Source organism: Myxococcus sp. XM-1-1-1, assembly GCF_020037095.1.
GTDB lineage: Bacteria > Myxococcota > Myxococcia > Myxococcales > Myxococcaceae > Myxococcus > Myxococcus fulvus.
In genome coordinates this window covers 1-19,677 of record NZ_JAIQDH010000009.1, presented here as the reverse complement: position 1 = coordinate 19,677, position 19,677 = coordinate 1, and the positions used below count along the sequence as shown (strand labels likewise).

The window sequence follows — 19,677 nt, the reverse complement described above, 5'->3', positions numbered from 1 at the left end:
CGCCCGGGCCACGGGTAGCCCCGCGCCTCAGTGCGGTGACGGAGGCAGCGGCTCCGGGGGTTCACCCGAGACCTTCTGCTCCACCTGTCTTCGCACCAGCCGCTTCGTCGCCGTCTCCTCGTCCTCGGTGCGCTGACGCCGGCGCACCAGCCCCTGGCTCTCGTCCACGAACCAGAAGAGCACCCGGTAGAAGGCCGCGATGACGGTGACGAGCAACGCGGAGAGAAACCACCTCAAGCCCCACCCCACCCAGCCTCCCACCACCACGTCGATGGCGTACGTCCCCGTCAACGGCACCAGCACGAAGGCCACGTAGTGGGACACGCAGTAGGGACACGACACCAGATACCCCCACCACGTCTCCTTGCCCCCCAGCCGCGCCCGGAGCGGCGCGAAGATGCGCTCACGCGCGACGGTCTGCGACACCCCCATCACCACCGCCGACACCGCGAAGAGCTGGAACAGGTCCGCCATCCCCCCAAGGTGGCGACGATCCCACCCACCCGAGACGCCCCGCACACAGCCGCCTCCCCGCTCGCCCGCGCTCCTCCCGACACCCACTCCCAGGCTCCGTCGACTGGAAGACAGTCGGAAGAGTCTTCGGATCCGCCCCCTGTAAAAACGAAAGAGGTCCGCCCTTAAGCACCCCCGGGCCTCGATGCAAACCCCTGGACTCATTGGGAAATGGCGCAAGTGGCCCGTGGCATGCGCATTGCGAAGGACCCCACCCGTGCCGCCGAGGCGCGGCTCCCAACGGCCCCCTTCCCCGAGAGACGCCATGCAGGATTCTTCCCACTTCTCCTCCCCGGACTCCCTCTCCACGTACCTCTCGGAGATCAACCAGTACCCGCTGCTGACGCAGCCCCAGGAGCAGGAGCTGTCGCGGCGCTTCCGCAAGGGCGACCTGATGGCGGGCCACCAGCTCGTCACGAGCAACCTGCGCTTCGTGGTGAAGGTGGCCTACGAGTACCGCTCCTACGGCCTGAAGATGTCGGACCTCATCCAGGAGGCGAACATCGGCCTGATGAAGGCCGTGCAGAAGTTCGACCCGGACAAGGGCATCCGCCTCATCTCCTACGCGGTGTGGTGGATTCGCGCGTACATCCAGAACTGCATCCTGCGCAACTGGAGCCTGGTGAAGCTGGGCACCACGCAGGCGCAACGCCGCCTCTTCTTCAGCCTGGCGCGCACCCGCCGCGAGCTGGAGCGCATGGGCGCCGGCGACGCGAACATCGTCAACGCGGAGGAGATCGCCCGCAAGCTGAACGTGAAGGCCTCCGAGGTGCGCGAGATGGAGCAGCGCATGGGCGGGCGTGACCTGTCGCTCGACGCCCCCGTGGGCGAGGACGGCGACGCCACGCACCTGGACTTCGTCGAGTCCGCCACCGCCTCGCACGAGGACGAGGTGGCCGACCGCCAGCAGGCGGGCCTCACCCGGGAGCTGGTGCAGCGCGCCCTGCGCCGCCTGGACCCGCGCGAGCGCTTCATCATCGAGAACCGGGTGATGGGCGACTCCGAGATGACGCTCAGCGAGCTGGGCGAGCACTTCGGCTTCTCTCGCGAGCGCGCCCGCCAGCTGGAGATTCGCGCCAAGGACAAGCTCAAGGCGGAGCTGGCGCTGCTCATGGCCGACGCCGGCCTGGACGCCGCGTCGCTCGCCTGATTGCTTCCCATCGGCCCCTTCATCGGGGACGCTGAACCACACCGAGTCCGTCCTTCGAAAGAAGGGCGGACTCATTCGTTTGCGGGGCCCTACCTCCGTCCCCCCCCCGCCCGAACGCGCGCGAGGCCGACAATCCGGCCCGGGCGGCGCTGACTCACCCTCTCCCGTCGACGCCCGGGCCGCCCCACCCGACCCGCGCTGTCCGGGAACACCCGCCGCCCGGACCCTCCAGGTGCGCCCCGGCTGACGGGCCTTTGGCCCCGTGCGTCCCTCGGGGAGGGGAATGCCGCGCGTCGGAATCACCGCGCCCCGCCACCCCTCCCCGCGCGGCCTCCTTCCCCAGACGCCAAAGACAGACACGACGGGTTTGAACAGACATCCTCCCCGGCACGTCTGCCCAATCCCCCTCGTTTGACACACAGGTTTTACCTGTTACTGTGACTTCACTCCGCGAGCAGAACCCTCGCGTGAGCGCATTCAGCGGCAACGACGTCGCGCCCTCTTCCGGTGCGCCCTCGTGAAGAAGCCCGGCGGCCCTCCGGGTCTCACTCCACCTTTGAAGACAGACGTGCCCCGGGGGCGCGCTGAGAGAGGTATGTCTTGGGCAAGATTGGAGGCACCTTGGAGCTCGTCCGCGCGCGGCTGGATGAGTTCCTCCGCAACGCGGAGCTCGCGCCCCGGCAGGAGCCCTGGGTGGTGCTCTCCAACCTGACGGACCCCGAGGGCCGTCCGGCCGCGCCCGCACGCGACGCGGTGGTGATGTACCTGGCCAACCTCCAGCACGAGACCATCGTCAGCACGTACAACCGCAACGTGCCCGTGTCGCAGGACACGTACGGCATCGTCTCGCCGCCGCTCTACATCGACCTCTTCGTCCTCCTGTACGCCAACTTCGAGGACCAGGCGTACGCGGTGGGCCTGGAGGCCATCTCCCAGGTCATCAGCTACTTCCAGCAGACGCCCTGGTTCACCCAGCAGAGCCTGCCCGGGCTGGACCCGGACATCGACAAGCTCACCTTCGAGTTCGTCAACCTGGACCTCCTGGGCCTCAACCACCTGATGGGACTGGCGGGGGTGAAGTACCTGCCGTCCGTCTTCTACAAGGTCCGGATGATTCCCTACCGGGGCACGGCCATGCAGGCCCAGGTGCCGGCGGCCAAGGGTGTCGAGGCGCCAGGACAGCCCCGGGAGCAGGAGCCATGAGCCGCGCCCGCCGCGCCTACGAGCGCGCCCTGGACGGCCCCTCGCGGCTGAGGCCCGGCCCCCGGCAACAGCCCGGCCCCGCGCCCCACGGCAACGACGGGCCCGCCCGCCGCTACGCCTACGAGCGGCTGGTGACGGTGGACCTGCGCCACACGTACTTCAACGGCTCGGACGACCGCTGCCCCGCGCTGCGCTGCCAGCCCACGCCCGACACGCGCGTGAGGATGCGCGACTGGGGGCTGCTCTTCCTCGACGAGGGCACGGACTTCTCCGTGCTCTTCGACTCCAACCGCCTGGACGCCTTCTTCTCCGCGGTGGAGCGCAGGAGCCAGCAGGGCCAGTGGACGTGGCTGTCCTTCGTGCTCGTCTCCGACACGCCCTACTTCGTCAACTTCACCGACCTGCCCAGCGACTTCCAGCCCAGCCTCTACAACCTCTACTTCAACAACCTGGGCGCGCACTTCGTGGGCAGCCCCCCGTCCCCCACGGACCAGCCGCTCCACTGCGAGGGCGCCCTCACCCCGCCCATCCTGCTCAACCCCGGTGAGCACGTCACCGCCGACAGCCGGCAGCGCGTGGTGGGCACCCAAGTGCAGGTGGTGCTGGTGAGCGACGCGGTGGACCGCGTCGTGGTGATGGACGTGTCCGGGGAGCAGGTCCTCTGCAAGCCGTGCAGCATCCCCAGGTCCCTGCTGGCCCAGCGAACGCCCTACCTCATCACCTGCGCGCAGGTGGCGCAGGCGCGCGCGAAGGGGCCGGGGGAGGAGCAGCGCGTGGGCTCGGTCCTCTACCTGGACCTGGTCGCCGTACCAGAGGGGCTCTACACCCTGCGGCAGCTCGCCGCCGACGGACAGGTGCTGGACCAGGAGGTCGTCCTCTACACGCAGGCGTACCCCGCGCCGCTGGGCTTCATCGACCTGGTGCTGGCGAAGCCCTCGCCGCAGGACACGGGGCTGTATCCCCTGTGCGACGTGCCTCCGCAGGGAGAGGGCGCGCGCGTGGTCCCGCTGGAGCTGCAGCTGCGCTTCGAGCGGCGCAGCACGCGCTGGTGCTACTTCGTCGTCCCGCCCAAGGGTGTCACCTACGAGCAGCTGCGCCTGGTCGACACGGACACGTCCCAGCCCGTCACCTTCTCCGGCCCCGTCCCCGTCCCCGTCCCGGGCGCGGGGGTGACCCAGTGCTTCATCGCGGACCAGGACCTGCCGCTGCAGGAGCTCTCCAGCTTCATCTTCGAGCTCAAGGGGCTGAGGACCCAGGGCCTCTTCGAGAACACGCTGATGTCGCGCGTGCCCGTCGCCACGCCCGCGCTGGTGCTGCCCCGGAGCGGACCTGCGCCCGGCAGGCCCCGGAGCACGCGCCCCACCCGGCGCTCCGGTGACTCGCGGGCCGCGCCGGAAGCAACGCGCGACTACTCGGACATCTTCCTGAACCTCTGAAACCCCAGAGCAGCAGCAGCGCCACCCACGAAACGAGGACCCGATGGCCACCCGACCCGCACGCAAGACTCCCGGCGTCTATGTCACCGAGCTGGACGCCTTCCCACCCTCCGTCGTCGGCATCCAGACGGCGGTGCCCGCCTTCATCGGCTACACCCAGACGGCCCAGCTGAGCGGCAAGCCCGTGCTCAACAAGCCCATCCTCATCAACTCGCTGGCGGACTACCAGCAGGTGTTCGGCGGCGCGCCGGACCCGCTCTTCCGGCTGGAGGAGGTCACCGACACCGCCAAGCAGAAGGCCGGTGACTACGACTTCAAGGTGTACGACGCGGCCACGCCCACCTGGAAGTACTACAACCTGGTCAACTCCACCGGCACCCAGTTCAACCTCTTCAACAGCCTGCGGCTGTTCTACGCGAACGGCGGCGGCACCGCGTACATCGTCTCCGTGGGCGACTACACGGCCACGCTGGGCGCCGACGCGCTCAAGGGCGGCCTGGACGTCATCGCCGAGCAGGTGGGCCCGACGATGCTCGTGGTCCCGGACGCGGTGAACCTCACCACGCTGGCCGACTACCAGAAGGTCTCCTCGAAGATGCTCGACCAGTGCGGGCAGCTCAAGGACCGCGTGGCGCTCCTGGACGTGTGGGGCTCCGCCACCGTCACCAAGGACACCCTCACGCAGGTCATCACCGACTACCGCGGCATCCTCGGGGACAAGTTCCTCAACTACGGCATGGCGTACTTCCCCTTCCTGCACACCTCCGTGCAGGAGGTGAGCGACTTCGACTACCGGAACATCACCCTGGAGGCGACGCTCAAGGACATCCTCAAGCTGGAGAGCGCCAACCTCTACGCCACCAACCCCACGCGCAAGACGGCGGTGGACGCGGACATCGACAAGATTGGCACCGTCACGCTCGAGGAGGAGGTGCTGGCGCTCAACCAGAACCTCACCGCCGCGCTGCCCCTGCTCACGGACATGCTGCGCGTCATCACCGGCAAGGACGACGTGCTGCCGTCCAGCGGCGCCATGGCGGGCATCTACACGTGGAACGACACCAACCGGGGCGTGTGGAACGCGCCGGCCAACGTCAGCCTGACGTCCGTCACCAGCACCACCTTCAAGCTCAACAACGACCAGCAGGCGGACCTCAACGTCCCGGTGGACGGCAAGGCCATCAACGCCGTGCGCGAGTTCGTGGGCCGAGGCTCCGTGGTGTGGGGCGCGCGCACGCTGGACGGCAACAGCAACGACTGGCGCTACATCCAGGTGCGCCGCACGCTCGTCTACGTGGAGCAGTCCATCAAGAGCTCGCTGGACCGCTTCGTCTTCTCCGCCAACGACGGCAGCACCTGGGCGTCGGTGACGTCCATGGTGTCCAGCTTCCTGCAGGGGCTCTGGTCGCAGGGCGGCCTGCTCGGCGCCACCGCGTCGGATGCCTTCAGCGTGGAGTGCGGTCTGGGCAGCACCATGACGGCCCAGGACGTGCTCGAGGGCTACATGGTCGTGCAGGTCACCCTGCAGATGATCCGCCCGGCGGAGTTCATCGAGCTGACCTTCAAGCAGAAGATGGAAGGCGCCAGCGCGTAGCGCCTTCGTGCCGTTCCACGACTGATTCCACCCGATTCAAGCCGAACGAGGAGCCGCCATGGCAGGAGAAGTTCAGAACGACATCTGGCCGTTGCCGAAATTCTATTTCTCCGTGCAGCTCGGGGACGACACCTCCGTGAGCTTCCAGGAAGTGGATGGCCTGGAGACGGAGACGCAGGTCATCGAGTACCGGCACGGCAACAACCCCAGCTTCTATCCCATCAAGATGCCCGGCCTGGCCAAGGTGGGGAACGTGAGGATGCGCAAGGGCATCTTCGTGAACGATGCCCGCTTCTGGGACTGGTACAACGAAATCAAGATGAACACGATTGCCCGGCGGACGGTCATCATCAGTCTGCTGGATGAGCAGGGCGCGCCGAAGATGACGTGGACGCTGAACAACGCGTGGCCCACGAAGCTCTCCGGCACGGACCTCAAGTCCGAGGGCAACGAGGTGGCCGTGGAGACGCTCGAGCTCGCCTTCGAGACGCTGGTCGTCGCCGCGCCTTAATCCCCTCTCATCGCCATGTCCGAACCCTACTATCCGCCAGGCGCGTTCTACTTCAGCGTCTCCGTGCTCGGCTCCGCGACGCTGCTCGCGGCGGCGAGCGATCTGGACGCGTCGTTCCAGGAGATCTCCGGCATCGAGGCGCGCTGGGACACCGAGGACGTCACCGAGGGCGGCGAGAACCGCTTCATCCACAAGCTGCCCAAGGCGGCCCGGTACTCCAACCTGGTGCTCAAGCGGGGCGTGGTGACGCGGGACTCGTTCCTGGCGGAGTGGTTCGGACAGAGCGTGGGCTCGGGGCTGTCCCTGCCCCTGCTCCCGCAGAACATCCTGGTGCTGCTGCTCAACGAGGAAGGCCTGCCGCTGGTGGCGTGGGGCTTCGTCAACGCGTGGCCGCTGCGCTGGCAGGTCTCCCCCATGAGCTCGCAGGAGAACCGCATCCTCACCGAGTCCCTGGAGCTGTCCTACAACTACTTCGAGAGGGTGAACCTGGGCAGCCCGGCCTCCGTGGCCATCAAGCTGGCCCAGCTCACCTCTCGGTTGATGTGAGGCGCGCATGCCGCTCGAGGTCAACGAGGTGGGCATCCAGGTCAGCGTGAAGGGCGGCTCGGGCGAGGACGGCCTGGAGGTGTCCAGCACGCCGGTGGCGGACTGCAACCACGCGGAGGAGAAGGCGGAGAAGGAGCGGATGATGGAGGAGTGCGTGCGGCGCGTGCTCCAGGTGCTCAAGGCCCAGCGGGAGCGTTGACCATGGGGTTCTCCGGCAGCCTCGAGAAGATGATGGTCTTCGCCTACCAGAAGTCCGACTTCACGTCGGAGGTGGGCCGCTACACCGTGTACATCAACCCGGCGTCGTACTCGCACACGTACTGCGTCAAGTACAACGACGTGCAGCCGCAGGGCAGCAGCGGGGGCTCGCCGGAGTTCAACCGGATTCCCTCCGACACGGTGGAGCTGGAGCTGGTGTTCGACGGCACGGGCGTGGTGCCCAGCCCGCTGCCGGGGCTGATGCCCTTCACCGACGACGGCATCTCCGAGCAGGTGTCGAAGTTCAAGAACCTGGTCTTCACCTACAACGGGAACATCCACAGCCCCAACTACCTGAAGCTGTCGTGGGGCACGTTCCTGTTCAAGTGCCGGCTGTCGAAGCTGAGCATGACGTACACGCTGTTCAAGCCGGACGGCACGCCGCTGCGCGCCCGGGCCAAGGGGACGTTCCTCGGCTACAACGACGAGGTGGAGCTGGCGCTCCAGGCCCGGATGAGCTCTCCGGACCTGACGCATGTGCGCACGGTGAAGGCGGGGGACACGCTGCCGTTGATGTGCTTCCGCATCTACGGCACCAGCACGCTCTACCTGGAGGTTGCCCGGGTCAACGGCCTGGTCGACTTCCGGCGGCTCACGGTGGGCTCGCAGCTCATCTTCCCGCCGCTGAAGGAAGGCCAGACATGAGCACGCCCACTCCGGCGAAGGACGCGGGCGCCCTGACGACGTTCGCCATCCAGGCGAACGGGGCGCTCATCCCCTCCACGTTCCGCGTCGTCTCGGTGGACACGTGGCTGGGGGTCAACAAGCTGCCGCGCGCGAAGCTGGTGCTGTTCGACGGGGATGCGTCCACGGGCACCTTCCCCATCAGCGCGACGTCCACCTTCCTGCCCGGCGCGCGCGTCACCATCTCCGCCGGCTACGACGGGGACAACACGCGCATCTTCGAGGGCGTGGTGTGCCGGCAGGGGCTGGACATCGACGCGGCGTCGGGCTCGAAGCTGGTGGTGGAGCTGAGCGACGAGGCGCTGAAGATGACGCTGGAGCGCAAGAGCGGCTTCTTCGAGAAGGTGAAGGACAGCGCGCTCATCCAGACGCTGCTGTCGCGCAACGGGCTGTCCGGGAGCGTGGAGGCCACCACCGGCGTGCACGACGAAATCGTCCAGTACTACGCCACGGACTGGGACCTGATGGTGACGCGGGCGCAGCTCAACGGCCTGGTCGTCATGGCGGATGGCGGGAAGGTGACAGTGGCGGAGCCGGACACGGCCCAGGCGCCGGTGCTCGCGGTGGCGTACGGCACCACGCTGCTGGACCTGCAGGCGGAGCTGGACGCGACGACGCAGTTCGATGCGTCCTCCATCAAGGGCTACACCTGGGACGCGGGCGCGCAGAAGCTCATCGAGTCGGGGCCTCGCGCGGTGTCGGTGAAGGAGCAGGGCAACGTCTCCTCGGCGGAGCTGGCCAAGGTCTTCGGCGCGAAGAAGGTGGTGGTGCAGACGGGCGCGGAGCTGACGTCCACGGACCTCCAGGACTGGGCCTCGGCGGAGCTGCTCCTGTCGAAGCTGTCGAAGATTCGCGGCACGGCGCGCTTCCAGGGCAGCGCGCTCGCCAAGGTGGGCAAGACGCTGGAGCTGGGCGGGCTGGGGCCCCGCTTCAACGGCACGGCCTTCATCAGCGGCGTGCAGCACCACATCGAGGACGGGCGGTGGCTGACGACGGTGGACTTCGGGCTGTCCTCGCGCTGGTTCACGTCGGAGGCCCCGGACATCGCGGCGCCCGGGGCGTCCGGGCAGCTTCCTCCGGTCAAGGGGCTGCAGACGGGCGTGGTGAAGCAGGTGGCCAAGGACCCCGGCGGGGAGCTGCGCGTGCTGGTGGGGCTGCCGCTCTTCCAGGACCCGAGCCAGGGCGTGTGGGCGCGGCTGGGGATGTTCTACGCGTCCAAGGGCGTGGGCGCGCTGTTCTATCCGGAGGTCGGCGACGAGGTGGTGGTGGGCTTCATGAACGAGGACCCGAGAGACCCCATCATCCTGGGCTCCGTGTACAGCAAGCAGCGCGCGCCCGCGACGGCGCCGGACGAGCAGAACACGAAGAAGGCCGTGGTGACGCGCTCCAAGCTGGAGCTGTCGTTCGACGACGAGAAGAAGGTCATCCTCATCAAGACGCCCGGCGGCCACACGGTGAAGCTGGACGACACGTCCGGGGCCCTCTCGCTCCAGGACAGCAACGGCAACACGGTGTCGCTGTCCAAGGGGGGCATCGCGCTGGACAGCGCGTCCGACGTGAAGATTTCGGCGAAGCGCAACGTGGCGGTGAAGGCGGGTGGGAACCTGACGCTCGAGGCCACGGGAAATGTCTCCGTGAGCGGCGCGCAGGTGACGAACAAGGCCTCGATGAAGTTCGCGGCCAGCGGCAACGCGCAGGCCGAGGTGACGTCCAGCGGCGTCCTCACGGTGCGCGGCACGCTGGTCAAAATCAACTGAGTGCCGTGCCTGAAAGGAGTGCCTCATGCCTCCCGCAGCCCGACTCACCGACTTCCATCAGTGCCCCATGACGACGCCCGTGGGGCCCGTGCAGGTGCCGCACGTCGGGGGCCCCATCGCGGGCCCTGGCGCCGTCACCGTGCTCATCGGCGGGCTGCCCGCGGCGAAGGTGGGCGACATCGCCATCTGCGTGGGGCCTCCGGACGCCATCGTGAAGGGCTCCATGACGGTGAAGGTGATGGGGCTGCCCGCGGCGCGGCTGGGGGACAAGACGGCCCATGGCGGCACCGTGCTCGTGGGCCTGCCCACGGTGATGATTGGAGGGTGAGGCGCCATGGAGACCAAGGCCCCTTCGTTCCTCGGCACCGGCTGGAGCTTCCCGCCCACGTTCTCCCGGAGCACCGGCGGCGTGATGATGGCCAGCGGCGAGCTGGACATCCGCGAGAGCCTCTGGGTGCTCCTGTCCACGTCGCTGGGCGAGCGCACCATGCTGCCCAACTACGGCTGTGAGCTGCGGCAGATGGTGTTCCGCGGCGTGAACACCACGCTGACGCGGCAGATACAGGACTACGTCCAGCAGGCCATCCTCTACTGGGAGCCGCGCATCGTCGTGGACGCGGTGACGGTGCAGAAGGACGCCTCGGTGGACGGGCTGCTCTCCATCACCGTGTCCTATGTCGTCACGCAGACGAACTCGCGCAGCAACCTCGTCTATCCCTTCTATCTGCAGGAGGGGAGCATCCCGGTCACGGGGCCCTAGACCATGGCTCCGCTCGACAACAAGGTCGCCCTCAACGACGCGCCCAGTCAGCTCACGCGGTGGCTGCGCGCGCTGGAGGACGGGTATGCGCCGGTGGACGGGCGCACGCGCTCGGAGCTGCTCGACTTCGCGCCGCGCTTCGGGGCGCTCGTCTACTTCTATGACTTGAAGAACCAGCGCGACGGGAACTGGTCGGAGTTCTTCCTCGCGGACCCGGTGATGGTGCTCGCGTCCATCGACGCGCTGGACACGGACTCGGTGGAGGAGCAGTTCCTGCGCACGACGCGGGAGGTGGACCTGTCGCGGACGCCGGAGCGCGCCTTCCAGACGCTCTCGGAGGGCTTCGAGCTCATCCTCGGGCTCGCGCGTCGGTTCGACCTCTGGCTGCGCGGCGCGGGGCTGGGCGCGCAGGGCGAGGCGGCGCGGCTCCTGGGGCAGGACCTGGTGAAGGCCGTCGAGGGGCCGCTGTCTGGGGCGCTGCGCTCGCTGGTGAGCCTGGCGAAGGGCGCGGCCGGGCCGCAGGCCTTGGGGCGGCTCATCCGCTTGGACGTCGCTGGGATGTCGCCGCTCTGGGGGCTGGAGGACCTGCCGGCGGATGGCTCGGCGTATCGCGGCGCGACGAAGGAGGCGCGGGCGCGCTCGGCGATGGCGAAGCTGGAGCCGCTGCTGGGGGCCTTCCTGGATTCGCTCTCGCAGCTCCAGGGGCTCGCGCGGCAGGTGCTGCCCTCGGTGCTGGCGAATGGAGACCATCCTCCGCACCTGGCGCTCTACATGGCGTTCGTGCGGCTCTTCCGCACCGCGCAGGACACCGTCAACTCGGTGTCGGGGCGGTATGCGTCGTTCTATTACCGCGACGTGCTGCGCCTGCGACCTCGCGGCGCGCTGCCGGACAGCACGTACCTCACCTTCACGCTCGCCGATGACGAGGCGGTGCGAAGTGAGGTCGTTCCCCGAGGCACCCTGTTCCCCGCGGGGAAGCGTCCGGACGGCCAGGACATCCTCTTCGCCTCGGACACCGCGGTGGGCGTCTCGCGCGCCACCGTGGCCCGACGCCTCGCGCTGCGGGTGCTGAGCGGACCGCTGGTTCCGGAAGTCGCGGCGCCCGTCGAGGGCGCGACGCCACTCACCGTCGTCAAGCAGGTGCTCGTCTCGGAGATGCCGCTCGAGCCGGAGGCAACGCCGGACCCGGCGGTGGAGCCCCTTGCCGGCTGGGCGACGTTCGGCGCCGTGCGGGAGGGCGTCACCGCCACCACCGTCACCGGCCCCGCGACGCTCGGCTTCGCGCTCGCCTCCGGCTACCTGAGCCTGACGGGCGGCAGCCGCGTGGTGACGTTGAACGTGCCCCTCTCGCCCGAGTCCGCTCGCCTCCTGAGCTCCCGACTGGAGGCGCTCGCCGAGGCCACCGGCCTCGATGCGAGCACCGTGTTCCTGCAGGTGCTGCGCGAGTCGTTCACCCTCCAGGTCTCCATCGAGGAGGGCTGGCTGACGGTGGAGCGCTACGAGCCCATCCTCCCCGCGAATCTCGGGCCCGTGGGCGTGGTGCCCGTGGTCACGTTCTTCGGGCTCTGGTTCGAGCTGCCCCCGTCCGCGCCCGCCGTGGTGCCCAACGGCGCCGCGCCCGCGCCGGACCTGCCCATGCTGCGCGCCTTGCTGAACCCCGAGCCCGTCGCCCTGCGAAACGGCGTCGAGGTCCATCCCGTGTCGCTGCTCGACGCGGTGGCCTTCCAGAACCTGGAGCTGCAGGTCCACGTGCGCGAGCTGACGGGCGTGAGCATCGAGAACACCCAGGGCGAGGTGGACCCGAGCACCCCGTGGGCCCTCTTCGGTGCGTCGCCCGTGGTGGGCTCGTACGCGCGCCTGCGTCACACCGAGCTGTTCGTCAAACGCCTCGACACGCTCTCGCTCGCGCTCGACTGGTTCAACCTCCCCTCGGACACGGAGGGCTTCGCGGGCTACTACCGCGACTATCGCGTGGGGCCGGACGGGCTGCCGACGGAGGACCTCTTCGACAACACGAGCTTCAGCGCGGACCTGCGCGTGCTCCGCCCCGGCGCCTGGACGCTCCAGCCCCTCGTGCTGCCCGACGCGCCGCGGTGCCCCGGCTCTCCCCCGAGCGAGGACGCCCCCCGGGAGGGCGTGCGCTGCTGCCTCTTCCGCACGAAGCCGGACTGCGACACGCCCCCGCCCGAGCCGCGCGGCACGCTGTGCCAGGACACCGTGCTGAAGCAGTTCGACGTGGCCCCCGGCACTCCACCCGACTACTACGACCCGGCGACGAGCGCGCTCGAGCTGCGCCTGGCCACCCCGTCGTATGCCTTCGGTGACTCGCTCTACACCGTCAACGTGCTGAACGCGGTGCTGGCGGAGCTGCCCGACGGCTCGCAGACCTCCTCGCGGGAGTCGCGGCTCCTCAAGGACATCAAGTACCCGAATCCCCCCTGGCTGCCCCAGGTGCGGACGCTGGCCGTGCACTACTCCGCGCACTGCCTGCTCGACGAGGCGCGCTTCTTCCACCTGCTGCCCTTCGAGGGCTTCAAGCAGGTGACCGTCGACGCCCAGCGGCCCGTCGCGCTGCTCCCCCACTTCAAGGCCCCCGCGAACCTGTACCTCGGCTTCACCGGCCTGGACGAAGCCCAGGGCCTCACGATGCTGTTCCAGCTGAGCGGCACCTTCACCGGGACGGGCGAGGTCCCCACCGTGCAGTGGGAGTGGCTCACGGCGACGGGGTGGCGCCCGCTGCCTCCGGACCAGGTCCTCTCGGACTCGACGCGGGGACTGCAGGGCACGGGCATCCTCACCCTGGGCCTGCCCACCTTCACCTCGCGAGGCAGCACGCTGATGCCGAAGGTCGCCGACGAGGGCGACTACCAGTGGCTGCGCGCCTCCGTCCCACAGGAGGCGGACGACTTCCCCCGGACGCTCGCGCTCACGCCGCACGCGGTGACGGCGACGCGCAGCGCGCCCGGCGTCGATGTGGACACGCCCGTGCCCGCCGGGAGCATCACCCAGTCCGTGCAGGCGCTGCCCGACATCGGCGGCATCTCCCAGCCGATGGCGTCGTTCGGAGGACGTCCGCCGGAGACGGCGCACACGTTCGAGGTCCGCGCCTCGGAGCGCCTGCGCCACAAGGAGCGCGCGGTGCTGGCGTGGGACTACGAGCGGCTGGCCCTGGAGCGCTTCCCGTCCCTCTGGAAGGTGAAGGCCCTGCCCGCGCACGCGCCCCGTCAGTCCGGCGTGCCGGGCGCGGTGCTCGTGGTGGTGGTGCCCGGGCGCGACGCGTCGGCGTCGGCGGACCCGACGGTGCCCCAGGCCACGTCCGAGCTGCTCGAGCAGGTCGAGCAATTCCTCGCGGAGCGCGCCAGCGGCTTCGCGCAGGTCCGCGCCGTCAATCCCCTCTACGTCCGCGTGAAGGTGGACGCGGCGGTGCGCTTCCGCGCCGGAGAGGAGACGGGCGCGAGCCTGGAGCGGCTCGACCGCGAGCTCGTGGAGTACCTGTCCCCCTGGTACTTCGATGCGTCCCGCGCGACACGGCAGGGCGAGTACGGCTCGAGCGCGGACGTCTCCGACTTCATCCAGACGCGCCCCTATGTCGAGGAGCTGCTCTCGCTGGAGCTGGAGCACTCGCCGCGTCCCGAGACGCTGGAGTCCGACTGGTACTTCCTCACCTCGGAGACCCGGCACGCGCTGAGCGCCGCGGACGCGCCCGCCGCCCTGCTGGCCGCGGATGGCTACTGAGCCCTTTCGGAGCACACCATGACAGAGCCCGTCACCGTCACCGCCACGCCGCCCACGAACGTGGGCCTGGACTACGCCGCGCTCGAGAAGGCGGGCACCGCGCTCCTCCAGGAGCTCTCGGGGAAGATATGGACGGACTACAACGCGAGTGACTCCGGCGTCACCACGCTGCAGCAGCTCTGCTATGCGCTCACGGAGCTGTCCTACCGCGCGACGTTCCCGCTCGCCGACCTGCTGGTGGACCCCGTCACGGGCGTCATCGAGCCCGCGCGACAGGGGCTCTTCCCCGCGCTCGACATCCTCCCGTGCGACCCGGTGACGGAGCGCGACTACCGCAAGCTGCTCATCGACCGCGTGCCCCAGGTCGCCAATGTCTGGCTCACCCCCGTCACCACCGGAGAGGTCCAGGGGCTCTACGACGTGAGGATTCTCGCGCCGGGGCGCGACGACTGCGCCACCGACGAGCGCTCCCCCGACGCCATCCTCGACGCCGTCCGCCGCGTCTACAGCCGGCACCGCGCCCTGTGCGAGGACCTCCGCGACGTCTCGCTCCTGGAGCCGCTCGACGCCGTCGTCACCGCCGAGGCCAGCATCGACGAGCGTCGGACGCCCGAGGACATCCTCGCCGCGCTGTTCTTCCGCATCGGCAACCTCCTCGCGCCCGAGCCGCGTCGCGAGTCACTCAAGTCCCTGCTCGACGCGGGCCGGACTCCGGATGAAATCCTGGAGGGGCCGCTGCTGCGCAACGGCTTCATCGCGGACGCGCAGCTGCAACCCAAGGCGGCGTCCATCGCGCTCCAGGACCTCATCCGCGTCATGGCGCAGACGCCCGGCGTCTCCAGTGTCCGAGGGGTGAGCCTGCGCGCGGGTGGCCAGGTCGCCACCGGACCCGACGGCGCGCTGCCGGTGGCGCCGGAGCAGGTGCTGCGGCTCGACACCCGCACGGACGCGAAGCGGGGCGGGTTTTCGATTCGGCTCTTGCGCAACGGCGTGGAGGTGAAGCCCCATCCCGCGCGGGTGCGCCGTGAGCTGGAGCGCCTGTGGGCCGAGCAGCGCCGCACCTATCCGCTGGGGAGCCAATACGAGGAGTACCTCGGCATGCCCCGAGGTCAGCGCCAGGACTTCCGCGCGTACACCTCCATCCAGACGCAGTACCCCATGGTCTACGGCATCGGGTCCGCGGGCCTCCCCGAGGGCGCACCGCCGCTGCGTCAGGCCCAGGCGCGCCAGCTCAAGGGCTACCTGCTCGTGTTCGAGCAGCTCCTCACGGACTTCTTCGCGCAGCTCGCGCACGTGCGGGACCTGTTCTCCGGCGACCCGGACCTGCAGCGGACGTACTTCTTCCAGCTGCTCACCGACGCGGTTCCGGATGTGGAGCCGTTGCTCGCGGAGCCTTCGGAGGGAGGGGACTCGCCGGGCTATGCGCTCGGACTGGAGGAGCTGGTCGCAAGCCAGGACCCCGTCACCGCGCGCCGCAACCGGTTCCTCGATGTGCTGCTGGCGCTCTGCGGGGAGCAACTGGACGAGGACTCCGTCGCGGGCACGTCGTGGGACGGCACTCCGGACGCGCTCCAGGCCGAGCGGGTGCTGCGCGCGAAGCTCGCGCTGTTCGAGCACCTGGTCGAGAGCACGCATTCGCGTGGACGCGGTATCGACGCGCTGGAGCGCCCCGGGCCGCGGAACGTCGCGGGCATGGCCATCAAGAGCCGCATCCAGCTGGGGATGCCCGTCGCGGACTCGCGCACGCTCATCGATGGGCTGGATGAGCATGGGTTGAATCTCTCGGACTCGGCGAGCACGGCGCCGGAGAGCCGCGCGCTGGCTCGATATGAGGACATGCTCGAGGAGCGCTTCACGCCCGTCGCCTCGCTGCCCGCGCCGGAGAGTCCTCCCGCGCCGCCCCTGCGCTCCCAGCTGCTGGGGGGCGAGTTCCTGAGCGCGGCGGGCGCGGTGGAGCACTTCCGCGTGGGGACGCTGCCGGGGGAGTCCTCGTTGTCCCTGGTGTGCAAGGCGCCTTCCGAGGCGGGCTGGCACCTGGCGGGGAAGTTTCCGACTGTGGAGAGCGCGGTGGCGCGGGCGCATGCGCTCGTGGAGCAGGCGCGCCAGCTCAACCGGCAACGCTCGCAGCTCTACATCGTGGAGCACCTGCTGCTGCGGTCCGCCCGGCGCGAGGGCGAGGACGCCTTCCCCTACAACTTCACGGTGACGGCGGTCATCTCCACGGCGACGGGCGAGTGGCGTGAGCCGGAGTTCCAGTCGTTCGCGCGCGAGGTCATCCGGAGCAACGCGCCCGCGCTGGTGGTCGCGGAGTGTCTGTTCCTCGGGTCCTCGCGCATGGCGGCCTTCGAGCGGCTCTACTGGGCCTGGAGGAATGCGCTCCGGCAGGCAGATGAGCCCGGGCTCTCGCTGGCCTCGGCGCGGCTGAGGGACTTCCTGGAAGCGGCGGCCCGTGAGTCCGGGGCGGACACCGCATGACGGGCTCGCGGCATCATCTCCGCAAGCAGACGCTGCGGGTGACCTTGGCGTCGGAGGAGCAGGCGCTGGCGCTCCAGCCCCGGCTGAGTGACTTCAACCGGCGTCGGCTGCTCGCCATCATCGAGAAGGTGTTCGACGCGGTGGATGTCCCCGGGCTGCACCTGCGCCTCGACCGACTCGATGTGGATTTGGGGACGGTGCCGTTCGACGACTTCGAGCGGGTGGTGGAGGAGCGGCTCTCCCTGCGACTCCAGGAGGCCGTGGAGCAGGCGGTGCGGGAGCGGCGCTCGTCGACACGGGCGGAGGACCGGCCTCGGACCGAGGAGGAGCTTCGGCTGGAGTTGCTGGAGCATTACCTGCTGCATGGCACCCTGCCCTTCTGGGCACCGCATGGCGTGGCGTTCTCGTTCGGCGCGCTCTTCGCCGAGCTTGCCCGGAGCTCTCCGGCCTCGCTGGTGCGGCTGGTGGGCAAGCACGCCACGCTCGGGCGGGTGTTGGACCGGTTGGTGTTGCAGCTCGACCAGCGGCAGTTGGAGCAGCTCGTGATGTTCCTGGAGCCGAAGCACGCGGCGTTGCTCATCGACTACATCGTCAGCCTCCAGGCGCTCCATCGCATCGAGCCGGTGTTGCCGCTGAGTGACCGGGCGCTGTCACGGCTGCTCTGGTCGCTGACGCTGACGTACCTGGTGAAGGACGCGGGCTCGCAGTTCAACCGCAAGAGCGCGTTGAAGCTCCTGCTCGAGGGGGTCTCGGAGAGCCAGGGCCTGGACTATCCGGAGCTGCTGACGACGCTGGACTCCGGGTTGGAGCAGGTGCGGAAGCGGCACCCGGTGCTGGCGTCGCTGTCGTCCGTCATCGGGGAGCTGGTGCGCGAGCTGCCGCTCCCCGAGGTCGAGGAGGTGGAGACTCCGGTGCTCGATGAGGAGCTGGCGACCACGGAGTCGGCATCGGCGCGGTATGAGCTGGCGGAGGCGCTTCGGTATTACCTCCGCCATGGGGAGCTGCCGTGGGCCACGCTCGTGCGCATGCCGGAGCTGACGGCGGAGCGGGTCGTCGCGACGCTGCCGGAGCTGCCTCGCTCGCTGCAGCGGCGGGCGCTCGGTTGGGAGCAATCGGGTGGCTCGTTGGCGCGGCTGGTCCGGGCGGTGCGGCGGATTCCCGAGGAGGTGCTGTCGAAGCTGCTGGTGCGGCTGATGCCGCGCCCCGGAGATGAAGGGAGTCCGCTGCGCTCGGCGCTGCCCGTGTTCGCGGCGCGCGCCGAGGACAAGCCGTTGTTCTTCGCGCGACTGCTCGCGGCGCTGCTGGATGGGAAGCCGGTGGTTCTGGAGGAGCTCTCGGCGACGCGGGTTCCGGGAGGCACGGAGGACTGGGGAGTTCGTGACGCGGACCTGTCGCGGTGGGAGGCACATGCGCTCAAGTCCGCGCTGGTGAGCCGACTTCGCTTCGGGACGAAGGCAGGGCCGACGGTGGAGGAGTTGCTCGGCGCGCTGCTGACGTCGTTTCCCGAGGACAGTCGGCACTTCCTCCTGGCGCTGCGGGACACGGAGGACTTGCGGACGGTGCTCGTCGACCGGAGTGGGGAGGATGTTCTCGGCAGGGTGATGGACTTGCTGCGTCCGCGCGAGTCCCGGTCGATGCGGGCGTTGCTCCGGGCGATGAGCGAGCTTCCGGAGCGGGTGCTGCCGGGCGGAATCGAGGGTGCGCGGCAGACGGTGTTCCATGAGCTGCTGTTGCTGGGAGAGACGGCTCCGCTTTCCCGGAGCACCGTGAGCCGACTGCTGCGGAGACTGTTCGGGGCGGAGATGCCCCTGGAAGCCCAGGGGTTCTTGTCGCGCGTCATCGCGGACTGGGGCGCATCGGGAGGAGTGCTCCAGAAACATGCGGAGGTCTTCGGTGCGGCGCTCGAACACCTTCGTGAGCGAGGTGGCACGTCACCTTCCGGAGACGTTGATGGTCCGCGCAGGGGGGCTCCTCGCGACGAGGATGGCGACGTACGGTGGCACGCGGGCGAACGAGCTCCGCACGTTCATGCGGACACGAGTTCGCGCACGCCGGACGGCATCCGTACCGACCACGGAGACTCGGCCCCTCGCGTGCAGATTGTTGAATCCGGCACCCACAGCCACTCGGTCGCTCTCTGGCGAGACGCGGCATCCTTCGACCGCGGCGACGCATCCTCGCTCGGAAAGAGCAGTGTCTCCGTCCACCACGCTCCGCATGGACAAGACGAAGCAGCCTTCAACCAAGGCGGCCCCACATCACGCGAAGAAGACACCGTTCCTCTGGGCCTCGGCCATGCGGCCTCGCGCAGACAGGACAGAGAATCCGTTGCCCAAGGAGCTCCAGCCGCAAACGAGCAGGCGGAGGAAGGTCTCGACCACGGCGACTCCGCTTCACGCGAGCACGGCAAGGTACCTATCGGCCACGAGTCCGACTCTCATGAACGAGCAGGGAGTTCTGACAGCCGCAGCGACGCACCTTCGCGTCCAGGCGACGCGGCAGCTATCGGCCACGAATCCGAATCGCACGAACGAACAGGGGCATCTGGCGATACACCTTCGCTCGCTGGAGACGAGGCATCCCTCGGCCACGAGTCCGACTCGTATGAACGAACCGGACGTTCTCGTAGCCGCAACGACGCACCTTCGCTCTTGAGCGACGCGGCATCCCCCGGCCACGACGTATCAGGCTCACGTGCTTATCTCAGCTGCAGCGACGCCGATTCGCTCGCTCGGGACGAGGCATCACTCAGTCATGACAGCTCAGACTCTCGTGGACTCGCCGGGACATCCCCCAGCTACACCGACGCAGCTTCGCGCGTGCCAAGCGGGGTACCCCTCCACGTCGAGGGTGCAGACTCGGGCGGACGAGCCGGCCCCCTTCTCAGCCACACCGACGCGGCTTCGCGAGCACCAAGCGGGGTACCCCTCCACTTCGAGGGTGCAGACTCGGGCGGACGAGCTGGCCCCCTTCCCAGTCACACCGACGCGGCTTCGCGAGCACCAAGCGGGGTACCCCTCCACTTCGAGGGTGCAGACTCGGGCGGACGAGCTGG

Annotated in this window: 15 protein-coding genes; 14 read left to right on the top strand and 1 reads right to left on the bottom strand. The window is 69.2% G+C overall.

What is annotated here, in order from left to right; genetic code table 11:
* Positions 1-27: 27 nt before the first annotated feature.
* Positions 28-474 carry a hypothetical protein gene (locus K8640_RS18960; RefSeq protein WP_223748304.1) on the bottom strand — a complete coding sequence of 149 codons (447 nt, stop codon included), beginning with the start codon at positions 472-474 and terminating at the stop codon, positions 28-30.
* A 304-nt stretch (positions 475-778) separates the two neighbouring features.
* Between K8640_RS18960 and K8640_RS18955 the strand changes: the two genes are divergently transcribed.
* From K8640_RS18955 to K8640_RS18890, 14 genes are all read left to right on the top strand, one after another.
* Positions 779-1,663, top strand: a complete 885-nt coding sequence (locus K8640_RS18955) for an RNA polymerase factor sigma-32 (RefSeq protein WP_141333508.1) — start codon at positions 779-781, stop codon at positions 1,661-1,663.
* Between the two features lie 621 nt (positions 1,664-2,284).
* Complete coding sequence (locus K8640_RS18950; RefSeq protein ID WP_223748303.1) at positions 2,285-2,866, top strand: Pvc16 family protein; 582 nt, start codon at positions 2,285-2,287, stop codon at positions 2,864-2,866.
* Positions 2,863-4,302, top strand: a complete 1,440-nt coding sequence (locus K8640_RS18945) for a hypothetical protein (RefSeq protein ID WP_223748302.1) — start codon at positions 2,863-2,865, stop codon at positions 4,300-4,302. Before K8640_RS18950 ends, K8640_RS18945 begins: the two co-directional genes overlap by 4 nt.
* A 43-nt stretch (positions 4,303-4,345) precedes the next feature.
* Positions 4,346-5,896 (top strand): phage tail sheath C-terminal domain-containing protein, encoded by a 1,551-nt coding sequence (locus K8640_RS18940; protein WP_223748301.1) that lies wholly within the window; start codon positions 4,346-4,348, stop codon positions 5,894-5,896.
* Between the two features lie 58 nt (positions 5,897-5,954).
* Positions 5,955-6,407: a phage tail protein gene (locus K8640_RS18935; RefSeq protein WP_046716005.1), complete on the top strand. Its 453-nt coding sequence runs from the start codon at positions 5,955-5,957 to the stop codon at positions 6,405-6,407.
* A 15-nt stretch (positions 6,408-6,422) separates the two neighbouring features.
* Positions 6,423-6,953, top strand: coding sequence for a phage tail protein (locus K8640_RS18930; RefSeq protein ID WP_046716006.1), 531 nt, complete (start codon positions 6,423-6,425; stop codon positions 6,951-6,953).
* Positions 6,954-6,960: 7 nt separating this feature from the next.
* A complete protein-coding gene (locus K8640_RS18925) occupies positions 6,961-7,152 on the top strand; it encodes a DUF5908 family protein (protein WP_223748300.1) in 192 nt (63 codons plus the stop codon).
* A 2-nt stretch (positions 7,153-7,154) separates the two neighbouring features.
* Positions 7,155-7,856 (top strand): LysM peptidoglycan-binding domain-containing protein, encoded by a 702-nt coding sequence (locus K8640_RS18920; RefSeq protein ID WP_141329741.1) that lies wholly within the window; start codon positions 7,155-7,157, stop codon positions 7,854-7,856.
* On the top strand, positions 7,853-9,652 hold the full coding sequence (gene vgrG, locus K8640_RS18915) for a type VI secretion system tip protein VgrG (protein WP_223748299.1): 1,800 nt from the start codon (positions 7,853-7,855) through the stop codon (positions 9,650-9,652). The genes K8640_RS18920 and vgrG overlap by 4 nt, the downstream gene beginning before the upstream one ends.
* Before the next feature lie 25 nt (positions 9,653-9,677).
* A complete protein-coding gene (locus K8640_RS18910; RefSeq protein ID WP_046716010.1) occupies positions 9,678-9,980 on the top strand; it encodes a PAAR domain-containing protein in 303 nt (100 codons plus the stop codon).
* Positions 9,981-9,986: 6 nt separating this feature from the next.
* Positions 9,987-10,412 carry a GPW/gp25 family protein gene (locus K8640_RS18905; protein ID WP_223748298.1) on the top strand — a complete coding sequence of 142 codons (426 nt, stop codon included), beginning with the start codon at positions 9,987-9,989 and terminating at the stop codon, positions 10,410-10,412.
* Between the two features lie 3 nt (positions 10,413-10,415).
* Complete coding sequence (locus K8640_RS42880; protein WP_305070667.1) at positions 10,416-14,147, top strand: baseplate J/gp47 family protein; 3,732 nt, start codon at positions 10,416-10,418, stop codon at positions 14,145-14,147.
* 18 nt (positions 14,148-14,165) lie between these two features.
* Positions 14,166-16,622, top strand: a complete 2,457-nt coding sequence (locus tag K8640_RS18895; RefSeq protein ID WP_223748297.1) for a hypothetical protein — start codon at positions 14,166-14,168, stop codon at positions 16,620-16,622.
* Positions 16,619-19,677: contractile injection system tape measure protein (locus K8640_RS18890; RefSeq protein ID WP_223748296.1), on the top strand; the 3,059-nt coding region annotated here is incomplete at its 3' end. The genes K8640_RS18895 and K8640_RS18890, both read left to right, overlap by 4 nt.

Coding starts and splice junctions, on each gene's coding strand:
- K8640_RS18910 (WP_046716010.1), top strand. CDS start 9,678: ATGCCTCCCGCAGCCCGACTCACCGACTTCCATCAGTGCCCCATGACG.
- K8640_RS18925 (WP_223748300.1), top strand. CDS start 6,961: ATGCCGCTCGAGGTCAACGAGGTGGGCATCCAGGTCAGCGTGAAGGGC.
- K8640_RS18920 (WP_141329741.1), top strand. CDS start 7,155: ATGGGGTTCTCCGGCAGCCTCGAGAAGATGATGGTCTTCGCCTACCAG.
- K8640_RS42880 (WP_305070667.1), top strand. CDS start 10,416: ATGGCTCCGCTCGACAACAAGGTCGCCCTCAACGACGCGCCCAGTCAG.
- K8640_RS18905 (WP_223748298.1), top strand. CDS start 9,987: ATGGAGACCAAGGCCCCTTCGTTCCTCGGCACCGGCTGGAGCTTCCCG.
- K8640_RS18960 (WP_223748304.1), bottom strand. CDS start 474: ATGGCGGACCTGTTCCAGCTCTTCGCGGTGTCGGCGGTGGTGATGGGG.
- vgrG (WP_223748299.1), top strand. CDS start 7,853: ATGAGCACGCCCACTCCGGCGAAGGACGCGGGCGCCCTGACGACGTTC.
- K8640_RS18955 (WP_141333508.1), top strand. CDS start 779: ATGCAGGATTCTTCCCACTTCTCCTCCCCGGACTCCCTCTCCACGTAC.
- K8640_RS18945 (WP_223748302.1), top strand. CDS start 2,863: ATGAGCCGCGCCCGCCGCGCCTACGAGCGCGCCCTGGACGGCCCCTCG.
- K8640_RS18940 (WP_223748301.1), top strand. CDS start 4,346: ATGGCCACCCGACCCGCACGCAAGACTCCCGGCGTCTATGTCACCGAG.
- K8640_RS18935 (WP_046716005.1), top strand. CDS start 5,955: ATGGCAGGAGAAGTTCAGAACGACATCTGGCCGTTGCCGAAATTCTAT.
- K8640_RS18895 (WP_223748297.1), top strand. CDS start 14,166: ATGACAGAGCCCGTCACCGTCACCGCCACGCCGCCCACGAACGTGGGC.
- K8640_RS18930 (WP_046716006.1), top strand. CDS start 6,423: ATGTCCGAACCCTACTATCCGCCAGGCGCGTTCTACTTCAGCGTCTCC.